Genomic DNA, 24357 nt, shown 5'->3' with positions numbered 1-24357 from the left:
CCTTTCTTGAGAGAGCGGGGGGCACGGGCCCCCGTCCCAGGGTATGGGGGGCGCGTTAGCGATGGAGTGGTGCTTGACTTCCGAGCGTATAGCACGCGCATTCGATTTATGGCACGGGTAAGACGGCTTCACCCGATCGTGTGGCCGACGCCTGGCGCGCACTAGGCTCGACCTTATGACTGATCATGTGCACGACCTGCGATCTGTACGTGCAGCCACCGAACGGCTGCTGACCGCGGTCGAGAAACTGGACAACGCCGCCCTCGCCGAGGAGTCACACCTGCCGGGCTGGAGCCGCGGCCACGTCCTGGCCCACCTCGCCCGCAACGCCGACGCACTCGTCAACGTCCTCGAAGGGCGACCGATGTACCTGAGCGCCGAGGCCCGCGACGCGGACATCGAGCGTGATTCCGTCCGGCCTCTGGTGGAACAGCTGGAGGACGTCCGTAATTCCGCGGACCGCTTCGAGGCCGTCGGGGAGTCCGCGCAGGACTGGTCGCGGACCGTCGAGCTCCGGGGCGGCGTGACCGACATCGCAGCCAACGTGCCGTTCCGCCGGCTCGTGGAGGTGGAGCTGCACCACGTGGACCTGAACGTCGGCTACGGCCTCGCCGACCTGCCCGGGGAGTTCGCGCGCCGCGAGATCGTCTTCCTCGCCGACCGCTGGGCGGGCCGCCCGGAGGTGCCGCCGGTCACCCTCAGGGCGCACGACGACGACAGCGTCTGGCACACCGGGTCCGCCGAGGGCGATCCCGTGACCCTGACCGGGCCGCCGGCCGAACTCCTGGCCTGGCTCGCGGGCCGGGAATCCAAGGGCGCCGGCCTGACCGTCGACGGCGGGGCCCTGCCCGCCCTCCCCCCGCTCTAGGATCGGGACATGACGTACAGCGGAGCGGTCAAGGTCGGCGGTCCTGCCGACGTGCACGAACTCGCGGACCTGATGATTTCCAAGGTCGCGGTGGGCGAGATGAACAACAACGCCTACCTGCTGCGCTGCCGGGCCACCGGCGAGCAGCTGCTGATCGACGCGGCCGCCGAGGCGGACACGCTGCTGCACCTGATCGGTGACGACGGCATCGCCTCCGTCCTCACCACCCACCGCCACGGCGACCACTGGGGCGCGCTCCAGGCCGTGGTCGAGGCGACGGGCGCGCGGACGTACGCGGGCGAGCACGACGCCGAGGGGATTCCGGTCCCCACCGACGTCCTGGTCGGGGACGGCGACACGGTCACGGTGGGTCGGGTCACGCTGACCGCCCGCCACCTGGTCGGCCACACCCCCGGCTCGATCGCCCTGATCTACGACGACCCGCACGGTCACCCGCACGTGTTCACCGGCGACTGCCTCTTCCCGGGCGGCGTCGGCAACACCTGGGGCGACCCGAAGGCCTTCGCCCGGCTGCTCGACGACGTGGAGGAGAAGCTCTTCGCGCGGCTGCCGGACGAGACCTGGGTCTACCCGGGGCACGGCAACGACACCTCGCTCGGCGCCGAGCGGCCGCACCTGGCCGAGTGGCGCGAGCGCGGCTGGTAGCACCGGCGACGCCGGTCAACAGGGCGCGCGCGGACACTCCTTCCGGTCGATCATGACCGAACGCACGCCCTGAGGTCCCGGGGCGGGGTACTTGCTGCACCATGCAACAAGACCCCTCCCCGGGCCACTCCCCCTCGATGCCGCGCCTCGCCCTGGCCTCGCTCGCCGGGACCGCCATCGAGTTCTACGACTTCTTCGTCTACGGCACGGCCGCCGCACTGGTGCTCGGCCCGCTCTTCTTCCCCTCCTTCTCGCCCCTCGCCGGGACGCTCGCCGCCTTCGGCACCTTCGGCATCGGCTTCCTCGCCCGCCCCCTCGGCTCCGCCGTCTTCGGCCACATCGGCGACCGCCACGGGCGCCGTCCGGTGCTGCTCGGCTCGCTCCTGCTCACCGGGCTGGCCACGGTGGCGGTCGGCTGCGTGCCCTCCTACGCCACGATCGGCACGGCCGCGCCCGTCCTGCTCCTCCTGCTGCGCTTCCTGCAAGGGCTCGGCCTGGGCGGCGAGTGGGGCGGCGCGGTCCTGCTGACCGCCGAGCACGCACCCGAGGACCGGCGCGGTCTGTGGTCGAGCTTTCCGCAGATGGGGCCGCCGGTGGGGTTCGTACTGGCCAACGGGCTGATCCTGGTGTTGTCGGCCGCCCTGACGGAGGCACAGTTCGCGTCCTGGGGTTGGCGGGTGCCGTTCTGGGCCGCCGGACTGCTGGCGCTGGCCGGGCTGTGGCTGCGCCGGTCGGTGGAGGAGACCCCGCACTTCCGGGCGCTCGCCGAGACCGGGCGCCGCTCGCGGGCCCCGCTCACCGATGTGGTGCGCGGCCACTGGCGGTTGCTCCTGCTGACCGGCGGGGCCCTGGCCTCGGGATACGCCGTCTTCTACGCGACCACCACCTGGTCCCTGGCGTACGCGACGAGGCATCTCGGCGTGGACCGCACGGTGACGCTCGCCTGCATCATGACGGCCGTCGTGCTCAAGGGCGCGCTGACCCCCTTGCTCGCGGTACTGGGTGACCGCTACGGCCGCAAGCCGCTGTGCCTGACGGGCTGCGCGATCTGCGCGGTGTGGATGCCGCCCTTCGTCGCGCTGCTGTGCACCACCGATCCACTGCTGATGACGTTGGGGTTCCTGGGGGGTCTGGTGGGCATGGTGACCACCTTCGCGGTGGTGGGGGCGTACCTGCCCGAGCTGTACGCCCCGCGCGTGCGGTGCACCGGGGCGGCCGTCGGCTACAACCTGGGCGGCGTGCTGGGCGGGGCCCTGACCCCGATCGTGGCGACCGCGCTCGCGGACGGCGCCGGTCCGCCGTGGGGCGTGGCCCTTTACCTCAGCGGTATGGCCCTGCTCAGCCTGGTCTGCTTCGCGCTCCTGCCGGAGACGAACCCCGGCCTCGCGGGACCCGGGGCCGGCCCGGGCGCGGGTACGGAGAAGGGGGCGGCCGAAGCGGCCGCCCCCGTATGACCGGCGGGGATCAGGCGTCGATGCTCTGCGGGCGGTCGGCCTCCTCGGCGGCCGCCCGCTTCCCGGACGCCACCAGGCTGGTGACGGTCGTGACGATCAGGACGGCGCAGATGACGCCCAGGGAGACCGGGATGGAGATCTGCGGGACGTGCACCCCCGTCTCGTGCAGCGCGTGCAGGACGAGCTTGACGCCGATGAAGCCGAGGATGACCGACAGGCCGTAGCTGAGGTGGACCAGCTTCTTGAGCAGGCCACCGATGAGGAAGTACAGCTGGCGCAGACCCATCAGGGCGAAGGCGTTGGCGGTGAAGACGATGTACGGGTCCTGGGTGAGGCCGAAGATCGCGGGGATCGAGTCCAGGGCGAACAGCACGTCCGTGGTGCCGATGGCGAGCATGACGACCATCAAGGGGGTCAGGACGCGCTTGCCGTTGACGCGGATGAAGAGCTTGGTGCCGTGGTACCTGTCGGCGACGCCGAACTTCTTCTCGACGGACTTGAGGAGACGGTTCTCCTCGAACTCCTCCTCCTCTTCGTCCTTGCGGGCCTCCTGGATCAGCTTCCAGGCGGTGTAGATCAGGAAGGCGCCGAAGAGGAAGAACACCCACGAGAAGCTCGCGATGATCGCCGCGCCCGCCGCGATGAAGATCGCGCGGAGCACCAGGGCGATCAGCACGCCGACCAGCAGGACGCGCTGCTGGAGGTGGGACGGTACGGCGAACTTCGCCATGATCAGGACGAAGACGAAGAGGTTGTCGACGCTCAGGGACTTCTCGGTGACGAAGCCCGCGAAGAACTCCTGTGAGGCCTGGCCGTCGCCGAAGAGCAGCAGGCCCAGGCCGAAGAGCACGGCGAGGACGATCCAGACGACCGTCCAGACGCCGGCCTCCTTGATCGACACGTCGTGGGGTTTGCGGCCGATCAGGAAATCGGCGCCGATGAGGATGCCCAGACCGACGATGGTCAGCACCCAGAGGGTCAATGAAACGTCCATGTATCCACGCCTCCGGCGGATGGCTCAGCACTGTGTCAGCGTCATCGCTGCCGGAGGTCTCTTCCGCCCGGGCGGCCTGGAGGCCGGGGGCCGGCGCCCCGGGACCGACCGCGGTCGGATGACCGAGTCGGGTCCGTATTGACGGGCACGCCGTAGCAGGAAAGCAGGAATACTCCCCTCCGCGTTCCTCAGAGTAGCCGCCGGAAGGGGCGAAGGTAAAGGGAAGCCCAAGAAGAGGTCAGAGGAAGGTCACTCGGAGGTCATGGGGACACCGGGCGGCGTCACGGCCGGGCGCTGCGACGGACCTCCGCGATCCGCTCCAGCGCCCGGTCGAGCACCGCGCTGTGCTGCGGGGGCAGGTCCGGTTCGAAGGTCCAGGCGTGGTGCACCCAGGGGTCGGCCAGGTGGTGGTCGGGTACGGGCGACAGGCGCATCAGCGCCCGCCACAGCGGATCGAGCAGCGGCCCGTACGCCGAGGCCTCGTCCCGGTCGGCCACCATCAGCAGGTGGACGCCGACCGCAGGCCCCTCGTCGGCCAGGTAGCGCAGCCGGGTGACGGCGCGGTCGTCGAAGCCGTGCGGGAAGTCGTGGACGATCAGCAGTTGGTCGGCCGGGTCCACGTCCGGGGGCAGTTCCTCGGGGGCACCGGCGCGCACCGCCATCTGTACGAGGTCCACCCGTCGGGTCAGCCGCTCCAGGGTCGCGGTGACGCCCTGCGCCCCCGCGGCGGGCGGGGCGGCCAGAACGCCCGAGCGTACGAGGGGCGCCAGCGCGGCAGCCCCGGCCCCGGCCGCGTCGATGACCTGAACGGAGTACCGGCCGCCCGGGTGGACGGCGAGCAGCCGTACCGCGTGTGCCACGGCCATGTCCATCGCGAGGCGGCGCAGCCGGTCGGTGTCCATGGTCATGGCGGCTTCGGAGCCGGTGCGGCCGTTGTCGATCCACAGGCCGCGCTCCAGCGGGAGCCGCATCAGCATCGGCACGCGCAGGCCCGGCGCCTCGGGCAGGCTCAGGTCACCGAGGCGCAGCGCGAGCGGGCCTTCGTGGGGGACGCCCGCGCCGTGCCAGACGGGGTTGTCCCAGCGGGCGTACGCGGCCGGCAGCGCGGGTTCGACGACCTCGGATTCGGCGCGCAGTTGGGCGAGGTCCCGGTCGAGGACGGCCTGGGCACGGGCGACGAGTTCGTCGCGGCGGGCGCGGGCGGCGTCGCGCGCCGCGTCGCCGGGGCCGGCGAGGCGGGCGCGGGGGTCGGCCAGGGCCTCGTCGAGTTCCCGGTCGAGTCGGGAGTCGGCGAAGTCGACGGCGCCGCGATAGGCGGCCACCGTGCGGGCCAGGTCCTCGAACATGCCCCAGACCTGGTTGTAGAGCCGCTCCTCCATCGACCAGCCGCTCGCGTCCCCCGCGACGGGGCGCGGCGGTGTCCCGGGCTCCGGGGGCGGCTCGGGGGCGGGCCCGGGCTCCGGCGGCTCGGTGGTGGTGCGGCGGCGACGCGGGTGGGCGTAGTCGATGGTCGTCGGCCCGGGGGCGTCGGCCGGGGCTTCGGCGGGCTGGGCTTCGCTCGACAGGCTTTCGTCCGACGGGCTTTCCCCGGGCAGGCGGCGCCCGGCGGTGACCGACGCCGCCGTCACGGCGACCGAGAGGGCCTCGTCCTCACCGCGGGGGTCCTCCCCCAGGGCCGCCGTGGCAAGCGCGGTGGCGGTCGCACCGGCCAGTCCGGCGTCGGCGAGCAGCGCTCCGAGCCCGTCGGCATAGCCCTGGCCGACGGCTCGGACCTTCCAGGCGCCCTGCCTGCGGTACAGCTCCAGGGCCACCACGGCGGTCTCGGAGTCCAGCCCGGTCATCGTGTAGGCGGCGACTTCGGCGCCGTCGGGGCCGGCCACCACCACGCGCGTCGCCGGGACCGCGCCGAAGCGCACCGGTCCGCCGCGCGGCAGCGCGAGCACCAGACGGACCCGGTGGACGGCGGCTCCGACGGCGTCGAGGTCCAGGGGGAACCGGTGCCGGTCGGCCGCCGCCCCCGGCACCTCCAGCCCGGGCAGGGTGCGGGCGCCCGGGTGCGCCAACGCCTCGGGGCCGGACAGCCGACCCTCGTCGTCACCGGTCGAGACCAGGGCCAGTACGGGCGTACCCGCCGTGACCCCGATCTCCACCTGATGCCGGGACAGGGGGTGGTTCTGCCCCCGGACCAGTTCGGCCGTCATCGTGCAGCCCTCCCCCGTGCCCTCTGTGCTGTTGGCCGACCGCGCCCGCCGGGCACCGTTCCCTACCGGTGTGGCCACCGGCGCCTACAAGTGCGACTACAGGTAAGCGCGACTACAGGTGCGGCAAGATCGCCGGCATCAGGTCCTGGAAGGTCCGGCCGTTCGCCGGGGTCCCCAGGGCCGTCATCTGCCAGCCGGCGCCGACGCGCGACACCTTCGCCATGATCTGCGCCGTGTACGCGCCACCGCCGTCGAGGGTGTAACGGGCCAGTTCCTGACCGTTGGTCTCGTCGACGATTCGGCAGAAGGCGTTCTGCACCTCCTGGAAGGTCTGCCCGGTGAAGGAGTTCACCGTGAAGACGATCTGGTCGATGTGCACGGGCACGCGCTGGAGGTCGACCAGGATCGCCTCGTCGTCCCCTCCCTGGCCCACACCGCCGACGAGGTTGTCACCGGTGTGCCGCACGGAACCGTCGTCGCTCTGCAGGTGCCGGAAGAACACCACGTCCACCGGCTGCTTGTCGGCGAAGAGCACCGCCGACGCGTCCAGGTCGATCTCGCGGGTCCGCGAGCCGAACAGTCCGCGGCGCTTGGCCGCCTGCCAGCCGAGGCCCATCCGGACCGCCGTCAGGGTGCCCCCGTCCTGCTTTTGCAGACTGATGGCCTGACCCTTGGTCATGTTGACCGTCACGCGCTGTCCCCTTCTCCTCTACCCACCCCGATGAGGGCCCGCGGCACGTACCCACGGCTGCCCGTGGCCCACCCTACTGACCTGCCCCGGGTCAGGCGAGGCCCGCTTCCCTCATCTGGCGAAGCTCCTTCTTCAGCTCGCCCACCTCGTCCCGGATCCGGGCCGCGACCTCGAACTGGAGCTCGGCCGCCGCCGCCCTCATCCGCTGCGTCATCTCCTCGATGAGCTCGGCCAGTTCCGCGGCCGGACGGTCGGTCAGCGGCTCCGCCGTCTTGGCCCCCTTGGCGCCCTTCGTCTTGGCCGCCTTGCCACCGGCCGCTGCCGCGCCCAGGGCCGGGACCGGCGTCTTCGCGCCCTTGCCGTCCCGCGCCTGGCGGTAGCCGGTGCCGAGCAACTGTTCGGTGTCCAGCTCCTCGCGCGCGATGGTGGCGACGATGTCGTTGATCTTCTTGCGCAGCGGCTGCGGGTCGATGCCGTTCGCCGTGTTGTAGGCGATCTGCTTCTCGCGGCGCCGGTTCGTCTCCTCGATGGCCTTCTCCATGGCCGGGGTCATCTTGTCCGCGTACATGTGGACCTGACCGGAGACGTTGCGCGCCGCGCGTCCGATGGTCTGGATCAGGGAGGTGCCGGAGCGGAGGAAGCCCTCCTTGTCGGCGTCGAGGATCGCGACCAGCGACACCTCGGGCAGGTCGAGGCCCTCGCGCAGCAGGTTGATGCCGACCAGCACGTCGTACTCGCCCGCGCGCAGCTCGCGCAGCAGCTCGATGCGGCGCAGCGTGTCGACGTCGCTGTGCAGGTAGCGGACCTGGATGCCGAGCTCCAGGAAGTAGTCGGTCAGGTCCTCGGCCATCTTCTTGGTGAGGGTGGTGACCAGGACGCGTTCGTCCTTCTCCGTCCGCTGACGGATCTCGTGTACCAGGTCGTCGATCTGGCCCTCCGTCGGCTTGACCACCACTTCGGGGTCGATGAGGCCGGTGGGGCGGATGATCTGCTCGACGAAGCCGTCGCCGCGCGAGAGCTCGTACTTGCCGGGGGTCGCCGACAGGTACACCGTCTGGCCGATCCGCTTCTGGAACTCCTCCCACTTCAACGGCCGGTTGTCCAGCGCCGACGGCAGTCGGAAGCCGTGGTCCACCAGCGTCCGCTTGCGCGAGGCGTCCCCCTCGTACATCGCGCCGATCTGGGGCACGGTGACGTGGGACTCGTCGATGACGAGGAGGAAGTCCTCGGGGAAGTAGTCGATGAGGGTGTTGGGGGCGGAGCCGGGCGGGCGGTCGTCCATGTGGAGCGAGTAGTTCTCGATCCCGGAGCAGGAGCCGATCTGGCGCATCATCTCCAGGTCGTAGGTGGTGCGCATGCGCAGCCGCTGCGCCTCCAGCAGCTTGCCCTGCTTCTCCAGCTCGGCGAGCCGCTCCGTCAGCTCGGCCTCGATGCCGACGATCGCCTTCTCCATGCGCTCGGGGCCGGCGACGTAGTGGCTGGCGGGGAAGACGTACAGCTCGCGGTCCTCGCTGATGACCTCGCCGGTCAGCGGGTGCAGGGTGGACAGCGCCTCGATCTCGTCGCCGAACATTTCGATGCGGACCGCGAGTTCCTCGTACACCGGGAAGATCTCGATGGTGTCGCCGCGCACCCTGAAGGTGCCGCGGGTGAAGGCGAGGTCGTTGCGGGTGTACTGGATGTCGACGAAACGGCGCAGCAGCTGGTCCCGGTCGATCTCCTCGCCGACCTTGAGGACGACCATCCGGTCGACGTACTCCTGCGGCGTGCCGAGGCCGTAGATGCAGGACACGGACGCGACGACGATGACGTCGCGTCTGGTCAGCAGCGAGTTGGTCGCGGAGTGGCGCAGCCGCTCCACCTCCTCGTTGATCGAGGAGTCCTTCTCGATGTAGGTGTCCGACTGCGGTACGTACGCCTCGGGCTGGTAGTAGTCGTAGTACGAGACGAAGTACTCGACGGCGTTGTTCGGCAGCAGCTCGCGGAACTCGTTCGCCAGCTGGGCGGCGAGGGTCTTGTTCGGGGCCATCACCAGGGTGGGGCGCTGGAGCCGCTCGATCATCCAAGCGGTGGTCGCCGACTTGCCGGTGCCGGTCGCACCCAGGAGCACGACGTCCTTCTCACCCGCACGGATGCGCTTCTCCAGCTCGGCGATGGCCGCCGGCTGGTCGCCGCTGGGCTGGTAGGGGCTGACGACCTCGAAAGGCGCCACCGTGCGTTCGATCTTCGATACGGGCCGCATGTCTCCACCGTACGACCCTCCACTGACACTCACGCACTCACGCCGGTCGGCGGGGTCGGGCGACGGCGCCCCCGGACGTCCGCCGTACTCGTCCGGTAGGTGTCGGCATGGTCCGTTTGTCGTAGTTCGGTGGCGGCCCGGTGATCTTCACACCCATGATCGCCATACAGCGGATCTCCATGGGGCAGATCTCCGTGAAGTGCATCGCCGTCAACTGCATAGCCGTGAAGTGCATCGCCGCAACGTCTGCCGCTTCGCGCCTGTTTGAGGCAGGGGCAGGGGCTCACGACCCGAGGAGAACGCATGTACGTCGTCCGACCCGCCGCCGCGGCCGCGGCCGCCTTCCTGGGCCTGACCCTCACCGTGCTCGGCACGACGGTCTCGTCCGCCGCCGGCCCCGCGGGCCGTCCCGCCTCGGGCAAGGGCCCGCTCGGCTCGTCCGCGCCCGTCGTGTACGCCCACCGGGGGGCTTCGGCGTACGCCCCGGAGAACACCCTGGAGTCGATCGACCTCGCCATGCGGCTCGGCGCCACCTGGGTCGAGAACGACGTCCAGCGCACCAAGGACGGCGAACTCGTGGTCGTCCACGACGACAGTCTGGCCCGCACCACCGATGTCGAGCAGGTGTTCCCTGATCGCAAGCCGTGGCTCGTCAAGGACTTCACGGCGGCGGAGATCGCCCGGCTGGACGCGGGGAGCTGGTTCAGCGAGGAGTACACGGGCGCCCGCGTGCCGACCCTGCGGAACTACATGAACCGGGTCCAGCGCAACCGGCAGCGGCTGCTGCTGGAGATCAAGAGGCCGGAGCTCTACCCGGGGATCGAGCGGCAGACCCTCGACCTGCTGGGGGGGCTCGGCTGGCTGGACGAGGCGCACGTGGACCGCCGACTGGTGGTGCAGAGCTTCAGCGGCGACTCCATCCGGATCGTGCACGAACTGCGTCCCGACATCGTGACGGCCTTCCTGGGCACCCCCAAGGTCGCCGACCTGCCGCGCTACGCCGCGTTCACCGACCGGATCAACCCGTGGCACACGACGATCTCGGCCGACTGGGTCGCGGCCGTGCACCGGCTCCGCGGCGCCCACGGCAAGGCCATGGAGGTGGACACCTGGATCGTGGACGACGCGGCGACGGCCCGCAAGGTCCAGGGCATGGGAGTGGACGGGATCATCACCAACGCGCCCGACGTGGTGCGGGACGCGGTGGGCTGGTTCTGATCCGGGCGGCCCGATCCGGGCGGCCCGATTCGCGCACACCGATCCGCTGGGGATGGTCCGACGCCGATCCGGGCGCCGGGCCGGGCTGTCGGTGGCGGGCCGTACGGTGGACGCGTGGACAGCTCCGAGCGGCCCCGCGGGCCGCATCTCGAATGGTCCGTCGTCGACGGCGGCGTCGGACCCCTCCTCCTTGCCGCGACCCCGGAAGGCCTGGTCCGGGTCGGGTTCCATGCCGGGCCGGATCGGGTCGACCGGATGATCGGCTCGCTGGTCTCCCGGCTCGGCGCGGACGCCTGGCGGCCGGAAGCGGGCCGCGAGGTGCTGCTCGCCGAGCCGATACGCCAGGTGAAGGCGTACTTCGCCGGCTCGCTGCGGCGCTTCGAGCTGCCGCTGGACTGGCGGCTCAGCTCCGGCTTCAACCGCCAGGTGCTGCTGGAGCTCGACCGCTCGGTGCCCTACGGGCAGGTCGTCGGGTACGGGGAGCTGGCCGCCCGGGTCGGACAGCCGGGCGCGGCCCAGGCGGTGGGCAACGCCATGGGGTCCAATCCGCTGCCCGTGGTGGTCCCCTGCCACCGGGTCGTGGAGAACGACGGTGGTATCGGCGGCTTCGGGGGCGGGGTGGAGGCCAAGCGCGTCCTGCTCGCGCTGGAGGGGGTGCTGCCCGAACCGCTGTTCTGAGGAGCGCGCGGCGCGGAGGGGCGTACGGGAGCCCGCGGCGCGGTGGGGCGTGCGGGCGCGGCACACGGGGGCGCTGCCGCTGACAGGGGTGCGCGCGGGGCCGGCTCACACCGCCTCCTACCGGCTTCCGCCGGGCGGTAAGGGGTGGGAAACTGCCGCGGTGACTACTTCTGCCGCCGCGCGCGGTCGCCTCACCTCCTCCGCCCGCGTGCCGCTCCCCCGAGCGGGGTGCCGGGCGTGACGGCGTCCACCGGTACGCGGCGCCCCGTCGCGCCGGTCACGGCCGCGGAGCTGCCCCGGTTGCGGCGGCGGATCACCGGGGTCCTGATCGCCAGTCAGATGCTGGGCGGCCTGGGCGTGCCCATCAGCATCGCCCTGGCCCCGGTTTTGGCCACCGAGGTCAGCGGTACGGAGTCCCTGTCCGGCTTCGCCTCCACCGCCTCCGTGATCGGCACCGCCCTGGTCTCGCTGCCGCTCGCCGCCTTCATGACGGCGCGGGGGCGCCGGGCCGGGCTGGTCCTGGCCTACGGGATCGGCGCCTGCGGGGCCCTCCTCGTGGTGCTGGCCGCCTCTGTCGGGAACTTCCCGCTGCTGATGCTGGGCATGGCCTGCTTCGGCGCGGCCTCCTCCGCCAACCTCCAGGCCCGCTTCGCCGCCGCGGACCTCGCGGCGCCCGACCGCCGCGCGCGGGCGATCTCCGTGGTCGTCTGGGCCTCCACGATCGGGGCGGTCGCCGGGCCGAACCTCTCCGCCCCGGCCGCCGCCGGCTTCGCCGGCACCTCCATACCCCGGACGGCGGGCCCCTTCCTGTGGGCCGCCGTCGTCTTCGTCCTCACCGGCACGCTGCTCGCCGTCTTCCTGCGGCCGGATCCGTTGCTGACGGCGCGTGCGCTGTCGGCGCCCGCGGCGCAGCCCGCGGCTGGTCGCTCGCTGCGCGCCGGGTTCGCCGCCGTGAAGGCCTCGCCGCGGGCCCGTCTGGCCCTCCTCACCGTCGCGGTGTCCCACACCACCATGGTGTCGATCATGGTGATGACCCCGATGGACCTCGGACACCACGGCGCCGGCCTGAAACTGGTGGGCCTGGTCATCAGCGGCCACATCGCCGGGATGTTCGCCTTCTCCCCGATCATGGGGTGGCTCTCGGACCGGCTCGGGCGGCTGTCCGTCATCGGCCTCGGGGCCGGGCTGCTGTCGCTCGCCGCGCTGGTCGCGGGGACGGCGGGCGATCGGCACGGCCAGAGCGCGCTCGGGCTGTTCCTGCTCGGGCTGGGCTGGTCCGCCGGGATGGTGTCCGGCTCTGCGCTGCTGACCGATTCGGTGCCGCAGGGCGCGCGGGCCGCCGTACAGGGCCTGAGCGACCTCACGATGAACGCCGCCGCGGGCGTGGGCGGCGCCGCGGCCGGTCTGGTCATGTCGCAGGCCGGCTACGGCTGGCTGAACGCGATCGGCGCCGCGCTGCTGCTGCCGATGGCGGCGCTCGCGCTGTTCACCGCCCGCCGGTACCCCGGGGCGGTGAAGGCGGGGGCGGTGGCGGACGCGTAGGTCCTGCGCGGGACGGGTGGCGGTGCGCGGCGGCCGGTGGCAGGGAGCGGGGGCGGCCACGGTAGGACTGTTGCGTGCAGCGGGGCCGTTGCGCGCGCCGGGGGCTCAGCAGTTCATGTGGTAGGCCTTGCGCAGCGTCTCGTGGACGGTCCAGGTCGTCTTGTCACCCTCGCGGAGCACGCAGGCGGAGCCGGGGCCCACCTCCAGGGTCGCCCCGCCCTCGATCTCGATGGTGGCGCGGCCACTGACGACCACGAACAGCTCGTCGGCCTCCGTGTCGGTGACCACTCCGGGGGTGATCTGCCAGATCCCGCGGATCTGCGAGCCGTCATCGGCCTCCCACAGCACCTTGCCGGTCACGACCGGTTCGCCCGAGACGATCTGGGCCGGATCCAGCTCCTCGACCTCCAGTTCGACGTCCGGGAAGTCCGGTACGGAGACGGCGAAAGAGGCGGGGCGGGCGCGTTCACTGGTGCTCATGGGGCGCAAGCGTAAGGCCGGCGTCCGCGCCCGCGGGGTGGCCAGAGCGTCCAGCGGGGGCGTGCGGAACGCGTCATCCTGTCCAGGCCGACGGCGCGGGCGCGGGCCCGGCGTTTGGGGGCGGTGATCCCGTGCCATGGATGGGGACATGTCACAGCACAGAGCAGCTGCATCCCCGTCCGGGGTACCGGTCCTGTCCGAAGAGGTGCGCGAGGCGCTGGTCGCGGGGCGGCCCGTCGTCGCACTGGAGTCGACGATCATCGCCCACGGCCTGCCCCGCCCGCGCAATCTGGCGGTGGGCATGGAGCTGGAGGCATTGGTGCGCGCGGAGGGCGCCGTCCCGGCGACGGTCGCGGTCCTGGACGGAGTGGCGTACGCGGGCCTCGACAAGGCCGCCCTGGAGCGGATCGCGAGCGGCGACGGCGTGCGCAAGCTCGGCCACCGGGACCTGGCGCCCGCTCTGGCGACGGGCTCGACGGGGGCGACGACCGTGTCCGCGACGGCCTTCCTGGCCGCGCGGGCGGGGCTGCGGGTCTTCGCCACGGGCGGGCTGGGAGGCGTACACCGGGACTGGACGCGCAGCCAGGACGAGTCGGCGGACCTGTCGTTGCTGGCGCGCACGCGTCTGACGGTGGTGTGCGCGGGGGTGAAGTCGATCCTGGACGTCCCCGCCACCTTGGAGCGGTTGGAGACCCTGGGCGTCGGGGTGCTCGGGTACGGGACGGACCGTTTCCCCGGTTTCTACCTGTCCAGTTCCGGGGAGCCGGTGGACTGGACGGTGCACAGCCCGGAAGAGGTGGCCCAGGTGATGGCCGCCCAAGACACCCTCGGTGGTCCGGAGTCCGCGCTGCTGGTGGCCAATCCGGTCGCGGAGGCGGACCAGTTGGATCCGGAACTGCACGACCGCGTGCTGACCGAGGCCCTCGCGGAGTGCCGGAAGCGGGGACTCACGGGGCAGGCGGTGACCCCGTTCCTGCTGGGGTTCCTGGTGCGGGAGACGGGTGGGGCATCGCTGGAGGCGAACCTGGCGGCGGTCCGGGGCAACGTGCGGCTCGGCGCGCGGATCGCACGGGCGTGGGCGGCGCGGGCATGACCGGGGCGTTACTGGTCGTGGGGGACGTGGTGACGGACGTGGTCGCGGTACATACGGGGCCGCTGGCCCCGGCCACGGACACGGCGGCGCGCATCCGGACCCTGCCCGGCGGAGCGGGGGCCAACGCGGCCTGTTGGGCGGCCCGCACGGGCACGGCTGAGGTACGCCTCCTCGCGCGGGTGGGCGCGGAGTCGGCACGTTGGCACGAGCGGGCCCTGGCCGACGCGGGGGTGCGGCCGAAGCTGGTGATCGACCCCGAGGAGCCGACGGGGACGGTGGTGGCGCTCGTCGGCAAGGACGCGGAGCGCACGTTCTTGACCGACAGCGGGGCCTCGCTGCGCCTGTCCCCCGCCGACTGGGCCCCCGCGCTGCTGGACGGGGCCGCGCACCTGCACTTGTCGGGGTACCTGTTCTTCGCCGACTCCAGCCGGGAGCTGGCCATGGTGGCCCTGCGGGCGGCACGCTCCCGGGGGATTCCGGTGAGCGTGGACCCGGCCTCGGCGGGCTTCCTCGCCACGCTGGGTCCGGAGCGTTTCCTGGCGGCCGTGGCGGGGGTGGACGTACTCCTGCCCAACGAGGACGAGGCCAGACTGCTGGCCGGCCTGCCGGAGCCGGCCGGGGTGGCGCTCGCGGCGGCGGAACTGAGTCGGCGGATACCCCTGGTGGTGGTCACCCGGGGAGCGGCGGGGGCGCTGGTCGCCGAGGCGGGTCGGGTCACCGCCGAGGTGGGGGCGGAGGCGGTCGAGGCGGTGGACTCCACGGGCGCCGGGGACGCCTTCACCGGAGGCTTCCTGACGGCCCGCCTCGCGGGCGCCGGCCCGGCGGAGGCCGCCCGCGCGGGGTGCCGCGCCGCCGCCGAGGCGGTCACCCGGCCGGGCGGCCGGCCCGGCGCTCACGTCGTGTACTCCTCCTGGCCGAGCGTCTCGATGGCTCCCGACTCGCCCACGTCGTAGGGGAACACCGGGCCCTTGTCCGGGTGGGCGATGCGCCATTCGCCGAGCTCGTGGAGGGTGACCGGCCTGAGGGCGGCCCACCGCCGACCAGGGCCGAGGGCGGGAGCGGGGGCGGGAGCGGGAGCGGGCGCTGCCGGGCGTCGAGCCGGCGGCTCCCGCCTCCGTGTCACCGTCGCAGGCGGTCAGGGCCAGGCTCGCGCACAGGGTCAGCGAGGCCAGGGCCACCGCCGTCGGGCCTCTGCTCATTGCGGTCCCCCTCCGCCGAAACGCCGCGTGGCGGGAGCCGTTGAAGCGTCCCCATCAACGTAGCCGGCATTCGTCGGCCACCACGATGGCCTGATCCGGTTCGTCACCGGGCGGGGAAGGGGCTGTCGCGGAGGGGGACGTCCGTGACGGTGCGGCAGGGCCCCGGGCCGATCGCGTCAGCCGGTCGTCCCGCGAATACCGGTCCACGCCGGGTGGCGGGGGTCGTCGGCCCTCACCAGCGCGTCCGCTGTGGAAGCCGGATCGGTCTCGGCCTCGTAGCGGGCGAAGGCCGGGAGGGTCCAGCGCGCGGACTCCTCCGTGCGACGGGCCAGTGCCCCCGCGGAGAGGCGGATGTGGACGCTGAGGTCGAAGGGGAACCAGTGGCCCAACAGCAGCGGCCCGTGCACGATCAGCACGCCGCCGGGCGGCAGTTCGAAGTACGGGCTGCGCGTGGCCCGATCGGTCACGGGGTCCCACAGGTCGGGCAGTACCCGCCCGGTACCGCCCGGGTCGGTCGGACCGAACACCTCGCGCCACAGGGCGGCCGTGTCGTACCAGCCGCCGAGGTACGTGTCCACGTCCTCCCGGCCGTACTCGAAGCGCAGGGAGGCAGGGCGCAGGAAGCCGTCGGCCGCCACCACGAGGACCGGGCGGCCGCGCGAGCGCAGGGCGTCGGCGAGGTGGTCCGCCACCGACCCGGTGTCGGCGGCGGGCGCGCCGTCGATGCCGACCCGTTGCCGACCCGCCTCGTGCCCGGCCGGTTGGTGTTCGTCGAGATGATCGGCGAGCCGCTCGGCCAGCCGCTGCCAGGTGATCGGTTCCAACTGCACGAGCCCATTGTCAGTGGTCGCCCGTAGCGTTTTTCACGAGGGATCACCGACGCGAATCGAAGTCGTCGGCCCGGCCTTGGGGAGGGGTCTGTCATGACGCGGGAGACGACGTACCTGGAGCTGTCGCAGGACGACGGAGGGGCGCACAAGTTCTACGAGGTGACCGTGGACGGCACGGCCGTCTCCGTGCGGTACGGGCGCATCGGGGCCGACGGCCAACTCCAGAACTCCTCGTTCCCCACGGCGGAGAAGGCCCGGGCGGCGGCCGCGAAGAAGATCGGTGAGAAGGTCCGCAAGGGGTACGCGCCGGCGGTGCGCGGGGCCCGCGCGGCGCGGTCGGTTACCCGCCGGCAGGTGACCTCGGCGCCGTCGACGGCGCGCGCGGTGGCCCCGGTGCTGTGGCGCTTCCGTACGGGTTCCTCCGCGTTCGGCATTCATGTGGACGAGGACCGCTGCTGGGTGGGCAATCAGGCGGGGGACGTCTACACGCTCAGCCACGGCGGCGAGGTACTGGCCCGGTATTCCCTGCCGGACGGGGTGAAGTGCCTGGTGGCGGACGAGTTCTGGATATACGCGGGATGCGATGACGGCACGGTGTACGACCTGTCGTCGAAGGTGCCGTTCGGGGCGTACGACATAGCCGCGGATGTGGACATCTTCTGGCTGGACATCCGCGAGGGCGTGCTCAACGTCTCGGACCGCAGCGGCGGGTTGACCGTCATCGACCACGAGGACGAGTTCCAGTGGTCGCGCCGGTCGGCCGGGTCCAACGCCTGGATGGTCCGGGCGGATGAGCGGGCGGTCTACCACGGTCACAGCGGCGGCGTCACCGCCTACGCGCCGGACGGCGGGCGGGAGTTGTGGCACACCCCCACCGACGGATCGGTGCTGTTCGGCTGGCAGGAGGACACCGCGGTGTACGCGGGCACCGGCCGCAACACCGTGCAGCGGCTGTCGAAGGCGACGGGCGTAGTGGAGGCCTCCTACCGGTGCGACGCGGCGGTGTACTCGTGCGCGACCTCCCCGGACGGCCGGCACGTGTTCGCCGGAGACCTCGCCTCCTCCGTGTACTGCTTCGACGCGTCGGGGCGGAGACTGTGGAAGCTGGGTACGGGCAGCGGTGCGGCGCTGTCCATGCAGTACCTGGACGAGCGGCTGTACCTGGTGACCACCGACGGTTCGCTGGTGTGCGTGGACGCGAGCGAGGCGGCGGTCACGGCGGCCCGGCAGGGCTCGGTCCCGGCCGCGGTTGACGTGAAGTCGGCGGCGGCGCTGCCCGTGTTCACCCCGCCCGCGTCACCCGCGGCGGTGGCGACGGTCTCGGTGGGCGCCGCGTCTGCGGACGGTGTGGTGGTGGAGTGCGTGCGGCAAGGGGGCCGGGTGCGGGTCCAGGTGGTCTCCGGCGGCTTCGAACCCTCGTGGAACGTGCAGTTCCCGCGCGGGATACGGGAGGCCGGCGCCCGGTACGTGGTGGACGGGCTGCACGCCGCGCCGGGGGGCTTCTACCGGGTGCGGGGGGAGATACGCCGGCTGGTCTGAGCCCTGTGGCGGGCGGGCGCGGCGGGCTTCCTCACCCGGCGTGGCCGGGGCAACCGCAGGACGTGGCGGTGGCCGGGGCAGGGGTCGGTACCGACCAGGGGGCGTCCTCGGCGAGGGAACAGGTCACCTGGAGCACGACCGGATCGGTGCCGAGGTTGCGGCCGAGGTGGATGTGGTCGATCCCCGGGGGCTCCACGAAGGTGGTCCCGGCCGGGTGCACCTCCACCGTGTCATCGTGCAGGACGCGGGTGAGCGTCCCGCACTTGACCACCGCCATCAGCGGGACGTCGTGGTAGTGCCATCCGGTGCACTCCCCGGGCGCTATGACGATCTCCCGGCCGATGAGGTCCGAGGCATCGGTCGCTCGGGGACGCCGAGCCGTCGCCTGCCATCCACCCATGTGTCCTCCTCCATGGCCGAAAGATGGCCCATCCAAGTGACGGTAGGCGGACGTGACGCCGTCCAGTGTGAATTGATGAAAAGCCAACAACCCATATCCGCAAGGTGATATAAGCACCGAACGGCGGTATCACTCCGTCATGAGTCTCGTCGTCTTCGAGTCGCTGAAGCACATCCATTGCGCCGAGTGCCGGCGGGGGCCGCTCAGGCTCGTCGCCCGCGAGGCCGGTGTACCCCGTTGTCTCGACTGCGTCGACCTCGGGCACCTGGTGTACCTGCCGCGTGGCGACGCGGCGCTCACCCGGCGGGCCCGGGAGGCGAGTTCACTGTCCGCCGTCGTGGTCCGCCTCCACAAGCGGCGCCACCGCTACGAACGGCAGGGGCTGCTCGTGGAGGAGGAGGCACTGGCGCGCGCGGAACGGGCCTGCCTCGCCGACGCCGAAGCGCGGGCCCGTCGCCGGGCACGGGACCGCCTGCGCCGCGCGGCCGAGGACACCCGGTTCACCGCGGCCTTCGCCGCCGAGATCCTGCGGCTGTTCCCCGGGTGCCCCGCCGACCGCGCGCAGGCCATCGCCGCCCACGCGTCGCTGCGGGGCAGCGGCCGAGTGGGCCGCACGGCGGCCGGCCGGGCCCTCGACGAGCAGGCGGTGTCGGTGGCGGTCCGGGCCGCCGTGCGCCACCTGGACACCGAGTACGACGCGCTCCTGATGGCGGGGATCCCCCGCTTCGCGGCGCGGGCCCGGCTGGCGCCTCGGATCGACGCGATCCTGAACGGCTGGCGCGACCGGCCCGAAGCCGCGGCAGGGCCGGTCCTCTCGGACCGGGCCGGCTGAGCGCCGGACCCCGGCGCGGGTCGCGGAAGTGGCCCGGAGCGCCCGAAGGACGCGGCCCGCCGGCGTCCCCTCCGCACGCCCCGGGCCCTCGGCGGCGCCACTTCGACGACAGCTCCCAGGGCGTGCGCAAGTCCCTCCCCCAGCTACCGCTGGGAGGTGCCCCCACCGTTGTCACAGCGCCCGCTTACGCCCAATAGGCGCGCGACACGCTCTAGCCGAGGCGGAAGCGGCGGTAGAGCAGGACTCCGCCGAGGAGGAGCGCCCCGCCGCCGGGCAGCAGGTAGCCGACGGCGTCGGCGCCGGTGTGGGCCAGCGCGCCCGCGGGCTGCTGCGAGGCCGGTGCCGTGATCGGCCGGGGGGCGACGGACTGCTGTGGGGCCGGCGGCGGAACCGGCTTGTCGGGGCCCGCGCCGTTGACGGAGGTGTTCCCGACGGCTCCGTTGCCGACTGCGACGACGCCCACCGAGTTGCCGCTGATGTTCAGCGGCAGGTCGACGGGCAGCTGGATGCCGTTGCCGGACAGCACCCCCGGCGAATCCTTTCCGCTCCCTTGGGCCACGGCTCCCGAACCGTGGCCGGACCCGGGTTTCGAAGGGTGCGCAGACCCGCCGGGCTGCGATGGTCCCGGTGCCGGATGGCCGCCTCCTCCCCCGGGCGCGTCGTTGACGCAGCGGTTCCCGGCGGCCGGGTTGAGCACCCCGACGACGCTCACCGTGTTGCCGCACACGTTCACCGGCGTGTGCACGGGCAGCTGCACCAGGTTTCCGGAGAGCAGCCCCGGCGATTGCACGGCGGCACCGCCCGCGCCCGCATCGGCGTAGGCGAAGCCGCTCACCCCCGCGACCGCCACGCCACCTCCCGCGACCACCGCCGCGATCAAGCCGTTCCGACGACTGTGACGCATCAGATTCCCTGCCTTCCGGAGGAGTTCACGGGCAAGCCGCCCGCACCGGAGACAACGCCGCAGACCCATATGGGTTATAGAGCCGGTACGTATTTCACTCCATCGTGTGCTGGGTAACCCCTACTGAATGACCGCATGACTTCATGACCGCAGGCCGCGGGCGGCGACGGGTTCGGCGACCGGCGGTTCGAAGACCAACAGTTCGACGGCCAAAGGCGGGATGGCGAAAGACGCGCCGGCCAGAGCGGCGACGCCCGACGGTTCCTGATGGCGAACCGCTCGCGCGCCGAACGGCTCATCCCCGCAACGCGGCGACCGGGTCCGCGGACGGCGTGCCCGTGGGCCACCAGTCCTCCTCGTCCGACCGGGACTCGTACGCGTACCACAGGCCCCCGCGGCCCAGCCGGAGCTGCCGGCTGCGGGCGCTGAGCCGGTTGCGGTCGGGCCGGAAGGGACCTTGGCCCGCTGCGAGGAGGGCGGGCCGGGCCCGGTCGAAGGGGCCCGCCGGGGGGTCCCAGGGCTCCTCCAGGACGGTCAGGGCGGCAAGCCCCCCCTGGCGCCAGGCCGCCGCGCCCCGAGCGAGGTCGGTCGTGGTGCGGCCGGTGGCGCGGGCCAGGTCCCGGTAGAGGGTGCGGGCGGGGCCGGTGAGCCCGGCCGTGGGGTGCGCGGAGGCCAGCCGGACGGCGTCCTGCCACAGCGTGAGTCCCGCGATGGTGTCCTCGCCGGTCCGCAGCAGCGCCAACGCCCGGGCGGCGGCGTCCGACGCGAGCTGGTCCAGCGCCAGCGGGTCCGGCGCGGCGGCGTCCGACGGGTACGCGGGCGGCAGCCCCACGGCACCGGGCACCCCCCACGGGGCCGGCAGCGGGGGCAGACCGGTCCGGGCCAGCGCCTCGCGGGCCGGGACCCCGGGGAACGCGGGCTCCGCGTCGGGCCGTTCGCGCGCGGCGTGGGCGGCGTTGCGCCGGGCCAGCTCCGCCAGCAGCTCCCGCTCCCCGCGTCCGCGCAGGAGCAGCAGCACGAACGGGTCCTCGTCCAGGAGCCGGGCCGCCCGGTAGCACAGCGCCGCGGCGTGCTTGCAGGGCGGACGGCCCACGTCCGGGCAGGAGCAGCGCGGGACGAGCTCCCCCGCGCCCGGCAGCACCGTATCCGCGAGGGACCTCGGAACCTCCCCCTCCAGCAGCCCGGCCAGCGCCGCCGGATCGGCCGCGACGGCCTCCAGTACGTCACCCCACTCGGCGTCCGCGAAGGCCGCCAGCGCCAGCTCCGTGCGGTAGGGGCGGGCCCGGCTGCCCCGGACGTACGCCACGATCCGCCCCGGGGTGATCGTCACCGCGTCGACATGGCCCTCCTCCGCGTACGCCCGCCCGCGCGCCAGCCGGGCCGTGTCGTGCGAGCGCTCCTCCAGGGCGGCCACCCAGGCCCGCCCCCACCAGGTCTTCGCTTCGACGCCGGGCGGCACGGTCTCGAAGGTACGACGGCGGTCGTCCCGGGCGGTGATCACGCGGGCCTGCGCAGCGAGACGAGGTCGGCCAGCTCGCGGTCGGTCAGCTCCGTCAGCGCCGCCTCGCCCGAGCCGAGAACGGCGTCGGCCAGAGCCCGCTTCGCCTCCAGCATCTCGGCGATCCGGTCCTCGACGGTGCCCTCCGCGATGATCCGGTGGACCTGCACGGGCTGGGTCTGCCCGATTCGATAGGCCCGGTCGGTCGCCTGCTCCTCGACGGCCGGATTCCACCAGCGGTCGAAGTGGATGACGTGCCCGGCCCGGGTCAGGTTCAGCCCGGTGCCCGCCGCCTTCAACGACAGCAGGAACACGGGGACTTCACCGGCCTGGAAGCGGTCGACCAGCCGTTCCCGGGTCGCGATGGGAGTACCCCCGTGCAGGAGCTGGTGGGGAACCCCCCGGGCGGCGAGGTGCCGTTCGATGATGCGGGCCATCGTCACGTACTGCGTGAACACCAGCGCCGAGCCGCCCTCGGCCAAGATCGTGTCGAGCAGTTCGTCCAGCAGGGCCAGCTTGCCGGAACGGTGCGCGACGCGGGGTTGTCCTTCCCCGAGGGCGCGCTCGCCCGGACTGTGCAGGTTCCCGCCCAAGCCGTGGCCGCCCAAGCCGTGGCCGCCCAAGAACTGTGCGGGGTGGTTGCAGATCTGCTTGAGCGAGGTCAGCAGTTTCATGATCATGCCGCGTCGTGCGATGCCCTCGCTCGACTCGATGACGGCCATCGCCTCGTCCACCGCCGCTTGGTACAGCGAGGCCTGCTCCCGGGTGAGGGACACCGGATGGTCGGTCTCCGTCTTCGGCGGAAGCTCCGGGGCGATCCCCGGATCGGACTTCTTCCGGCGCAGCAGGAACGGCCGGACCAGGGCCGCCAGTCGGGCGACAGCCTCCTCGTTGCCCCCGTCCTCCTCCGTCTGGTGCTCCACCGGACGGGCATGGCGGGCCCGGAACGTGGTCAGCGGGCCCAGCAGACCGGGCGTCGTCCAGTCGAGCAGCGCCCACAGCTCGGACAGGTTGTTCTCCACCGGGGTGCCGGTCAACGCCACCCGGGCCGGGGCCGGAATGGTGCGCAGCGCCTTCGCCGTCGCCGAGTGTGGGTTCTTGACGTGCTGCGCCTCGTCCGCGACGACCATGCCCCAGCTCCGCTCCGCCAGCTTGGCGGCACTGGCCCGCATGGTCCCGTACGTGGTGAGGACGAACCCGCCCGGCAGGGCCTCCAGGTTGCGGCTGCTCCCGTGGAACCGGCGCACCGGGGTCCCCGGCGCGAACTTCTCGATCTCACGCTGCCAGTTGCCCAGCAGCGACGCCGGACACACGACCAGCGTCGGCTCGTCCCGGTCCCGGTGCAGGTGCAGGGCGATCAGCGTGACGGTCTTACCCAGGCCCATGTCGTCGGCGAGACAGGCACCGAGGCCGAGCGAGGTCATCAGGTCCAGCCAGGCCAGTCCCCGGGCCTGGTAGTCGCGCAAGGTCGCCTTCAACCCGGCGGGTTGCGGCAGGAGCACCGGCTCGCCCGTCAGTCGCTCCCGCAGTGCGGCCAGCGCGCCGACGGGAACCGCTTCCACGCGCTCTCCGCCGACCTCGGCCGTCCCGGTCAGTACGGTGGCCAGCGCGTCCACCGGGTCCAACAGCCCCAATTGGCGCTTGCGGGCCTTGCGCACCAGGTCCGGGTCGACGCGCACCCACTGGTCGCGCAGCCGCACCACGGGCCGGTGCGCCTGCGCCAGCGCGTCCATCTCCCCCGGGGTGAGCCGGTCACCGCCCAGCGCCAGCTCCCAGGAGAAGGTGAAGAGGTTCCGCGCGTCGAAGAAGGCGGTGCCCTCGATGGCGGACCCGGGCGCCGCCGAGCGCACGACGGCGGTCGCCGACAGCGTACGAGCCAATTCGCGCGGCCAGTGGACCGTGACCCCCGCCTCCGCCAGCCGGGTCGCGGCCGCACCCAGCAGCTCGTCCAGCTCCGGATCGGAGAGGGCCAACACATCGGGGACCGGCTGGTCCAGCAGGCGCAGGAGCGGCGGCCACACCCGCGCCGCCCGGCGCAGCGCGAGTACGGCGTCGATACGGGCGCGCGGGCCGAACCCGGCGGCGGCCGTTCCCGCCCAGAGCTGTTCCGCGTCCGTGACCAGCGTCGGATCGGCGAGGCTGTGCACCTGGACCACGGCGGCCCCCGCGCGGCGGGTGTCGTCCGGCTCGTCCTCGTCGAAGAGTCGGAACGAGGACAGGTCCAGTCGCAGGGAGATCCCCACGCCCGTGTCCGCCCCGGCCGCCACCTGGGCGGCCCATTCCTCCATCCCCGGCACCCGCTGTGGTTCCAGAGCCGCGAAGGGCCGCCCGGCCGCCACGGGGGCGGCGGGGGTGCGCGGCAGGCTGTCCGCGACGGAGTCGAGGAAGGCCCGGACCAGCGCCTCCGGTTCCGGCAGTCGGAGCGGGCGACGACCGGCGAGCGGGGTGGCGTACCCCTCGTGGGGCAGCGCGGCGGCGATGGCGCGCAAATGGGCCACGTCCTGCGCGTCGAGCGGCCCGGCGCGCCAGGCGTCGATGCCGTCGGGGGTGAGACCCGGGAGGAGCCGCCCGCGCGCGACGAGCGCGAGCGCCTGCACGGCGGCGGTGCCCCAGGCACGGGTGGCTGGGTGGGCGGCGCGGCTGCGGGCAGCCCGGACCAGCAACGGCAGCGCGGCACTGACCGACAGGCTGACGGAGGGGACCGTACGGGTACGGACGCCTTCGCCGTGCGGCCGGACGACGGCGAGCGGGGCCGCCCTCGCGCCCTCGTCAAGCCCGTCCGCGTCGCACGGGTCGTCGTTGAGCGCGCCCTCGGGAAGCGCGTCCCCCTCCGGGCACCAGAACGCCACCCGCCCCTGACGGGGGACGGCCGCGGGAAGGAACACGGCGGCATGCCGCAGCATCGCCAACGGCGGTGACGCAGCCGGCGCCGGTTCCGGCGCCGGCTCCCGCGTCCGCGCGTACGCCCGGGACGCCGATGTCGCGGTAGTGCCCACAGTGATCCTCCCTCCGGGTCGTCGGATGGTTC

21 protein-coding genes are annotated in these 24357 nt (G+C 72.9%); 10 read left to right on the top strand and 11 right to left on the bottom strand.

What is annotated here, in order from left to right; genetic code table 11:
• The first annotated feature begins 175 nt into the window (after positions 1 to 175).
• From ACV7NM_RS24005 to ACV7NM_RS23995, 3 genes are all read left to right on the top strand, one after another.
• Entirely contained in the window at positions 176 to 868 is a 693-nt protein-coding gene (locus tag ACV7NM_RS24005) for a maleylpyruvate isomerase family mycothiol-dependent enzyme (protein WP_463412209.1), read from the top strand.
• 9 nt (positions 869 to 877) lie between these two features.
• Complete coding sequence (locus tag ACV7NM_RS24000; RefSeq protein ID WP_463412208.1) at positions 878 to 1534, top strand: MBL fold metallo-hydrolase; 657 nt, start codon at positions 878 to 880, stop codon at positions 1532 to 1534.
• 137 nt (positions 1535 to 1671) lie between these two features.
• Positions 1672 to 2988: an MFS transporter gene (locus ACV7NM_RS23995; RefSeq protein ID WP_463414046.1), complete on the top strand. Its 1317-nt coding sequence runs from the start codon at positions 1672 to 1674 to the stop codon at positions 2986 to 2988.
• Between the two features lie 10 nt (positions 2989 to 2998).
• Here the strand turns inward: ACV7NM_RS23995 and ACV7NM_RS23990 are convergent, their stop codons facing one another.
• The 5 genes from ACV7NM_RS23990 to ACV7NM_RS23970 form a co-directional block, all read right to left on the bottom strand.
• On the bottom strand, positions 2999 to 3982 hold the full coding sequence (locus tag ACV7NM_RS23990) for a TerC/Alx family metal homeostasis membrane protein (protein WP_463412207.1): 984 nt from the start codon (positions 3980 to 3982) through the stop codon (positions 2999 to 3001).
• A gap of 281 nt (positions 3983 to 4263) precedes the next feature.
• Positions 4264 to 6183, bottom strand: coding sequence for a TerD family protein (locus ACV7NM_RS23985; protein ID WP_463412206.1), 1920 nt, complete (start codon positions 6181 to 6183; stop codon positions 4264 to 4266).
• 112 nt (positions 6184 to 6295) lie between these two features.
• On the bottom strand, positions 6296 to 6874 hold the full coding sequence (locus ACV7NM_RS23980) for a TerD family protein (RefSeq protein ID WP_136217164.1): 579 nt from the start codon (positions 6872 to 6874) through the stop codon (positions 6296 to 6298).
• A gap of 91 nt (positions 6875 to 6965) precedes the next feature.
• Positions 6966 to 9116: an excinuclease ABC subunit UvrB gene (uvrB, locus tag ACV7NM_RS23975; protein WP_463412205.1), complete on the bottom strand. Its 2151-nt coding sequence runs from the start codon at positions 9114 to 9116 to the stop codon at positions 6966 to 6968.
• Positions 9117 to 9153: 37 nt separating this feature from the next.
• Entirely contained in the window at positions 9154 to 9351 is a 198-nt protein-coding gene (locus ACV7NM_RS23970) for a hypothetical protein (RefSeq protein WP_463412204.1), read from the bottom strand.
• A gap of 68 nt (positions 9352 to 9419) precedes the next feature.
• Between ACV7NM_RS23970 and ACV7NM_RS23965 the strand changes: the two genes are divergently transcribed.
• The 3 genes from ACV7NM_RS23965 to ACV7NM_RS23955 all read left to right on the top strand — a co-directional run bounded on the left by ACV7NM_RS23965 (position 9420) and on the right by ACV7NM_RS23955 (position 12554).
• Positions 9420 to 10334 (top strand): glycerophosphodiester phosphodiesterase, encoded by a 915-nt coding sequence (locus tag ACV7NM_RS23965; RefSeq protein ID WP_463412203.1) that lies wholly within the window; start codon positions 9420 to 9422, stop codon positions 10332 to 10334.
• Between the two features lie 114 nt (positions 10335 to 10448).
• The gene (locus ACV7NM_RS23960) at positions 10449 to 11012 is read left to right on the top strand and encodes a methylated-DNA--[protein]-cysteine S-methyltransferase (protein ID WP_463412202.1); all 564 of its coding nucleotides are present in this window, start codon (positions 10449 to 10451) and stop codon (positions 11010 to 11012) included.
• 228 nt (positions 11013 to 11240) lie between these two features.
• Positions 11241 to 12554 carry an MFS transporter gene (locus ACV7NM_RS23955; protein ID WP_463412201.1) on the top strand — a complete coding sequence of 438 codons (1314 nt, stop codon included), beginning with the start codon at positions 11241 to 11243 and terminating at the stop codon, positions 12552 to 12554.
• Positions 12555 to 12659: 105 nt separating this feature from the next.
• Here the strand turns inward: ACV7NM_RS23955 and ACV7NM_RS23950 are convergent, their stop codons facing one another.
• Positions 12660 to 13034, bottom strand: a complete 375-nt coding sequence (locus ACV7NM_RS23950; protein ID WP_463412200.1) for a cupin domain-containing protein — start codon at positions 13032 to 13034, stop codon at positions 12660 to 12662.
• A gap of 148 nt (positions 13035 to 13182) precedes the next feature.
• On the opposite strand from ACV7NM_RS23950, the gene ACV7NM_RS23945 reads away from it, so the two are divergent.
• On the top strand, positions 13183 to 14127 hold the full coding sequence (locus tag ACV7NM_RS23945) for a pseudouridine-5'-phosphate glycosidase (protein WP_463412199.1): 945 nt from the start codon (positions 13183 to 13185) through the stop codon (positions 14125 to 14127).
• On the top strand, positions 14124 to 15080 hold the full coding sequence (locus ACV7NM_RS23940; RefSeq protein WP_463412198.1) for a carbohydrate kinase family protein: 957 nt from the start codon (positions 14124 to 14126) through the stop codon (positions 15078 to 15080). The genes ACV7NM_RS23945 and ACV7NM_RS23940 overlap by 4 nt, the downstream gene beginning before the upstream one ends.
• Positions 15081 to 15502: 422 nt before the next feature.
• Here ACV7NM_RS23940 and ACV7NM_RS23935 read toward each other — a convergent pair whose 3' ends face one another.
• The gene (locus ACV7NM_RS23935) at positions 15503 to 16156 is read right to left on the bottom strand and encodes a nucleoside/nucleotide kinase family protein (protein ID WP_463412197.1); all 654 of its coding nucleotides are present in this window, start codon (positions 16154 to 16156) and stop codon (positions 15503 to 15505) included.
• Between the two features lie 93 nt (positions 16157 to 16249).
• Between ACV7NM_RS23935 and ACV7NM_RS23930 the strand changes: the two genes are divergently transcribed.
• Entirely contained in the window at positions 16250 to 17695 is a 1446-nt protein-coding gene (locus ACV7NM_RS23930; protein WP_463412196.1) for a WGR domain-containing protein, read from the top strand.
• A gap of 31 nt (positions 17696 to 17726) precedes the next feature.
• Here ACV7NM_RS23930 and ACV7NM_RS23925 read toward each other — a convergent pair whose 3' ends face one another.
• Entirely contained in the window at positions 17727 to 18095 is a 369-nt protein-coding gene (locus ACV7NM_RS23925) for a cupin domain-containing protein (RefSeq protein WP_463412195.1), read from the bottom strand.
• Positions 18096 to 18234: 139 nt separating this feature from the next.
• Here ACV7NM_RS23925 and ACV7NM_RS23920 point away from each other — a divergent pair, with 139 nt between their 5' ends.
• Positions 18235 to 18927 carry a DUF2293 domain-containing protein gene (locus tag ACV7NM_RS23920; RefSeq protein WP_463412194.1) on the top strand — a complete coding sequence of 231 codons (693 nt, stop codon included), beginning with the start codon at positions 18235 to 18237 and terminating at the stop codon, positions 18925 to 18927.
• A gap of 211 nt (positions 18928 to 19138) precedes the next feature.
• On the opposite strand, the gene ACV7NM_RS23915 is transcribed toward ACV7NM_RS23920, so the two are convergent.
• The 3 genes from ACV7NM_RS23915 to ACV7NM_RS23905 form a co-directional block, all read right to left on the bottom strand.
• Entirely contained in the window at positions 19139 to 19831 is a 693-nt protein-coding gene (locus ACV7NM_RS23915; protein ID WP_463412193.1) for a chaplin, read from the bottom strand.
• Positions 19832 to 20126: 295 nt separating this feature from the next.
• A complete protein-coding gene (locus tag ACV7NM_RS23910; protein WP_463412192.1) occupies positions 20127 to 21332 on the bottom strand; it encodes an SWIM zinc finger family protein in 1206 nt (401 codons plus the stop codon).
• The gene (locus ACV7NM_RS23905) at positions 21329 to 24232 is read right to left on the bottom strand and encodes a DEAD/DEAH box helicase (protein ID WP_463414045.1); all 2904 of its coding nucleotides are present in this window, start codon (positions 24230 to 24232) and stop codon (positions 21329 to 21331) included. The genes ACV7NM_RS23910 and ACV7NM_RS23905 overlap by 4 nt, the downstream gene beginning before the upstream one ends.
• Positions 24233 to 24357: the final 125 nt, after the last annotated feature.

The organism is Streptomyces sp. Tek67B01, assembly GCF_055231995.1.
Note: the sequence above shows the minus strand (reverse complement) of the source record. Positions and strands in the feature narration are given on the sequence as shown.

Excerpts from the sequence above, each read along its gene's own strand:
- ACV7NM_RS24005 (WP_463412209.1), top strand. The coding sequence starts at position 176 with ATGACTGATCATGTGCACGACCTGCGATCTGTACGTGCAGCCACCGAA.
- ACV7NM_RS24000 (WP_463412208.1), top strand. The coding sequence starts at position 878 with ATGACGTACAGCGGAGCGGTCAAGGTCGGCGGTCCTGCCGACGTGCAC.
- ACV7NM_RS23995 (WP_463414046.1), top strand. The coding sequence starts at position 1,672 with ATGCCGCGCCTCGCCCTGGCCTCGCTCGCCGGGACCGCCATCGAGTTC.
- ACV7NM_RS23990 (WP_463412207.1), bottom strand. The coding sequence starts at position 3,982 with ATGGACGTTTCATTGACCCTCTGGGTGCTGACCATCGTCGGTCTGGGC.
- ACV7NM_RS23985 (WP_463412206.1), bottom strand. The coding sequence starts at position 6,183 with ATGACGGCCGAACTGGTCCGGGGGCAGAACCACCCCCTGTCCCGGCAT.
- uvrB (WP_463412205.1), bottom strand. The coding sequence starts at position 9,116 with ATGCGGCCCGTATCGAAGATCGAACGCACGGTGGCGCCTTTCGAGGTC.
- ACV7NM_RS23970 (WP_463412204.1), bottom strand. The coding sequence starts at position 9,351 with ATGCACTTCACGGCTATGCAGTTGACGGCGATGCACTTCACGGAGATC.
- ACV7NM_RS23965 (WP_463412203.1), top strand. The coding sequence starts at position 9,420 with ATGTACGTCGTCCGACCCGCCGCCGCGGCCGCGGCCGCCTTCCTGGGC.
- ACV7NM_RS23950 (WP_463412200.1), bottom strand. The coding sequence starts at position 13,034 with ATGAGCACCAGTGAACGCGCCCGCCCCGCCTCTTTCGCCGTCTCCGTA.
- ACV7NM_RS23945 (WP_463412199.1), top strand. The coding sequence starts at position 13,183 with ATGTCACAGCACAGAGCAGCTGCATCCCCGTCCGGGGTACCGGTCCTG.
- ACV7NM_RS23940 (WP_463412198.1), top strand. The coding sequence starts at position 14,124 with ATGACCGGGGCGTTACTGGTCGTGGGGGACGTGGTGACGGACGTGGTC.
- ACV7NM_RS23930 (WP_463412196.1), top strand. The coding sequence starts at position 16,250 with ATGACGCGGGAGACGACGTACCTGGAGCTGTCGCAGGACGACGGAGGG.
- ACV7NM_RS23925 (WP_463412195.1), bottom strand. The coding sequence starts at position 18,095 with ATGGGTGGATGGCAGGCGACGGCTCGGCGTCCCCGAGCGACCGATGCC.
- ACV7NM_RS23920 (WP_463412194.1), top strand. The coding sequence starts at position 18,235 with ATGAGTCTCGTCGTCTTCGAGTCGCTGAAGCACATCCATTGCGCCGAG.
- ACV7NM_RS23915 (WP_463412193.1), bottom strand. The coding sequence starts at position 19,831 with ATGCGTCACAGTCGTCGGAACGGCTTGATCGCGGCGGTGGTCGCGGGA.
- ACV7NM_RS23905 (WP_463414045.1), bottom strand. The coding sequence starts at position 24,232 with ATGCTGCGGCATGCCGCCGTGTTCCTTCCCGCGGCCGTCCCCCGTCAG.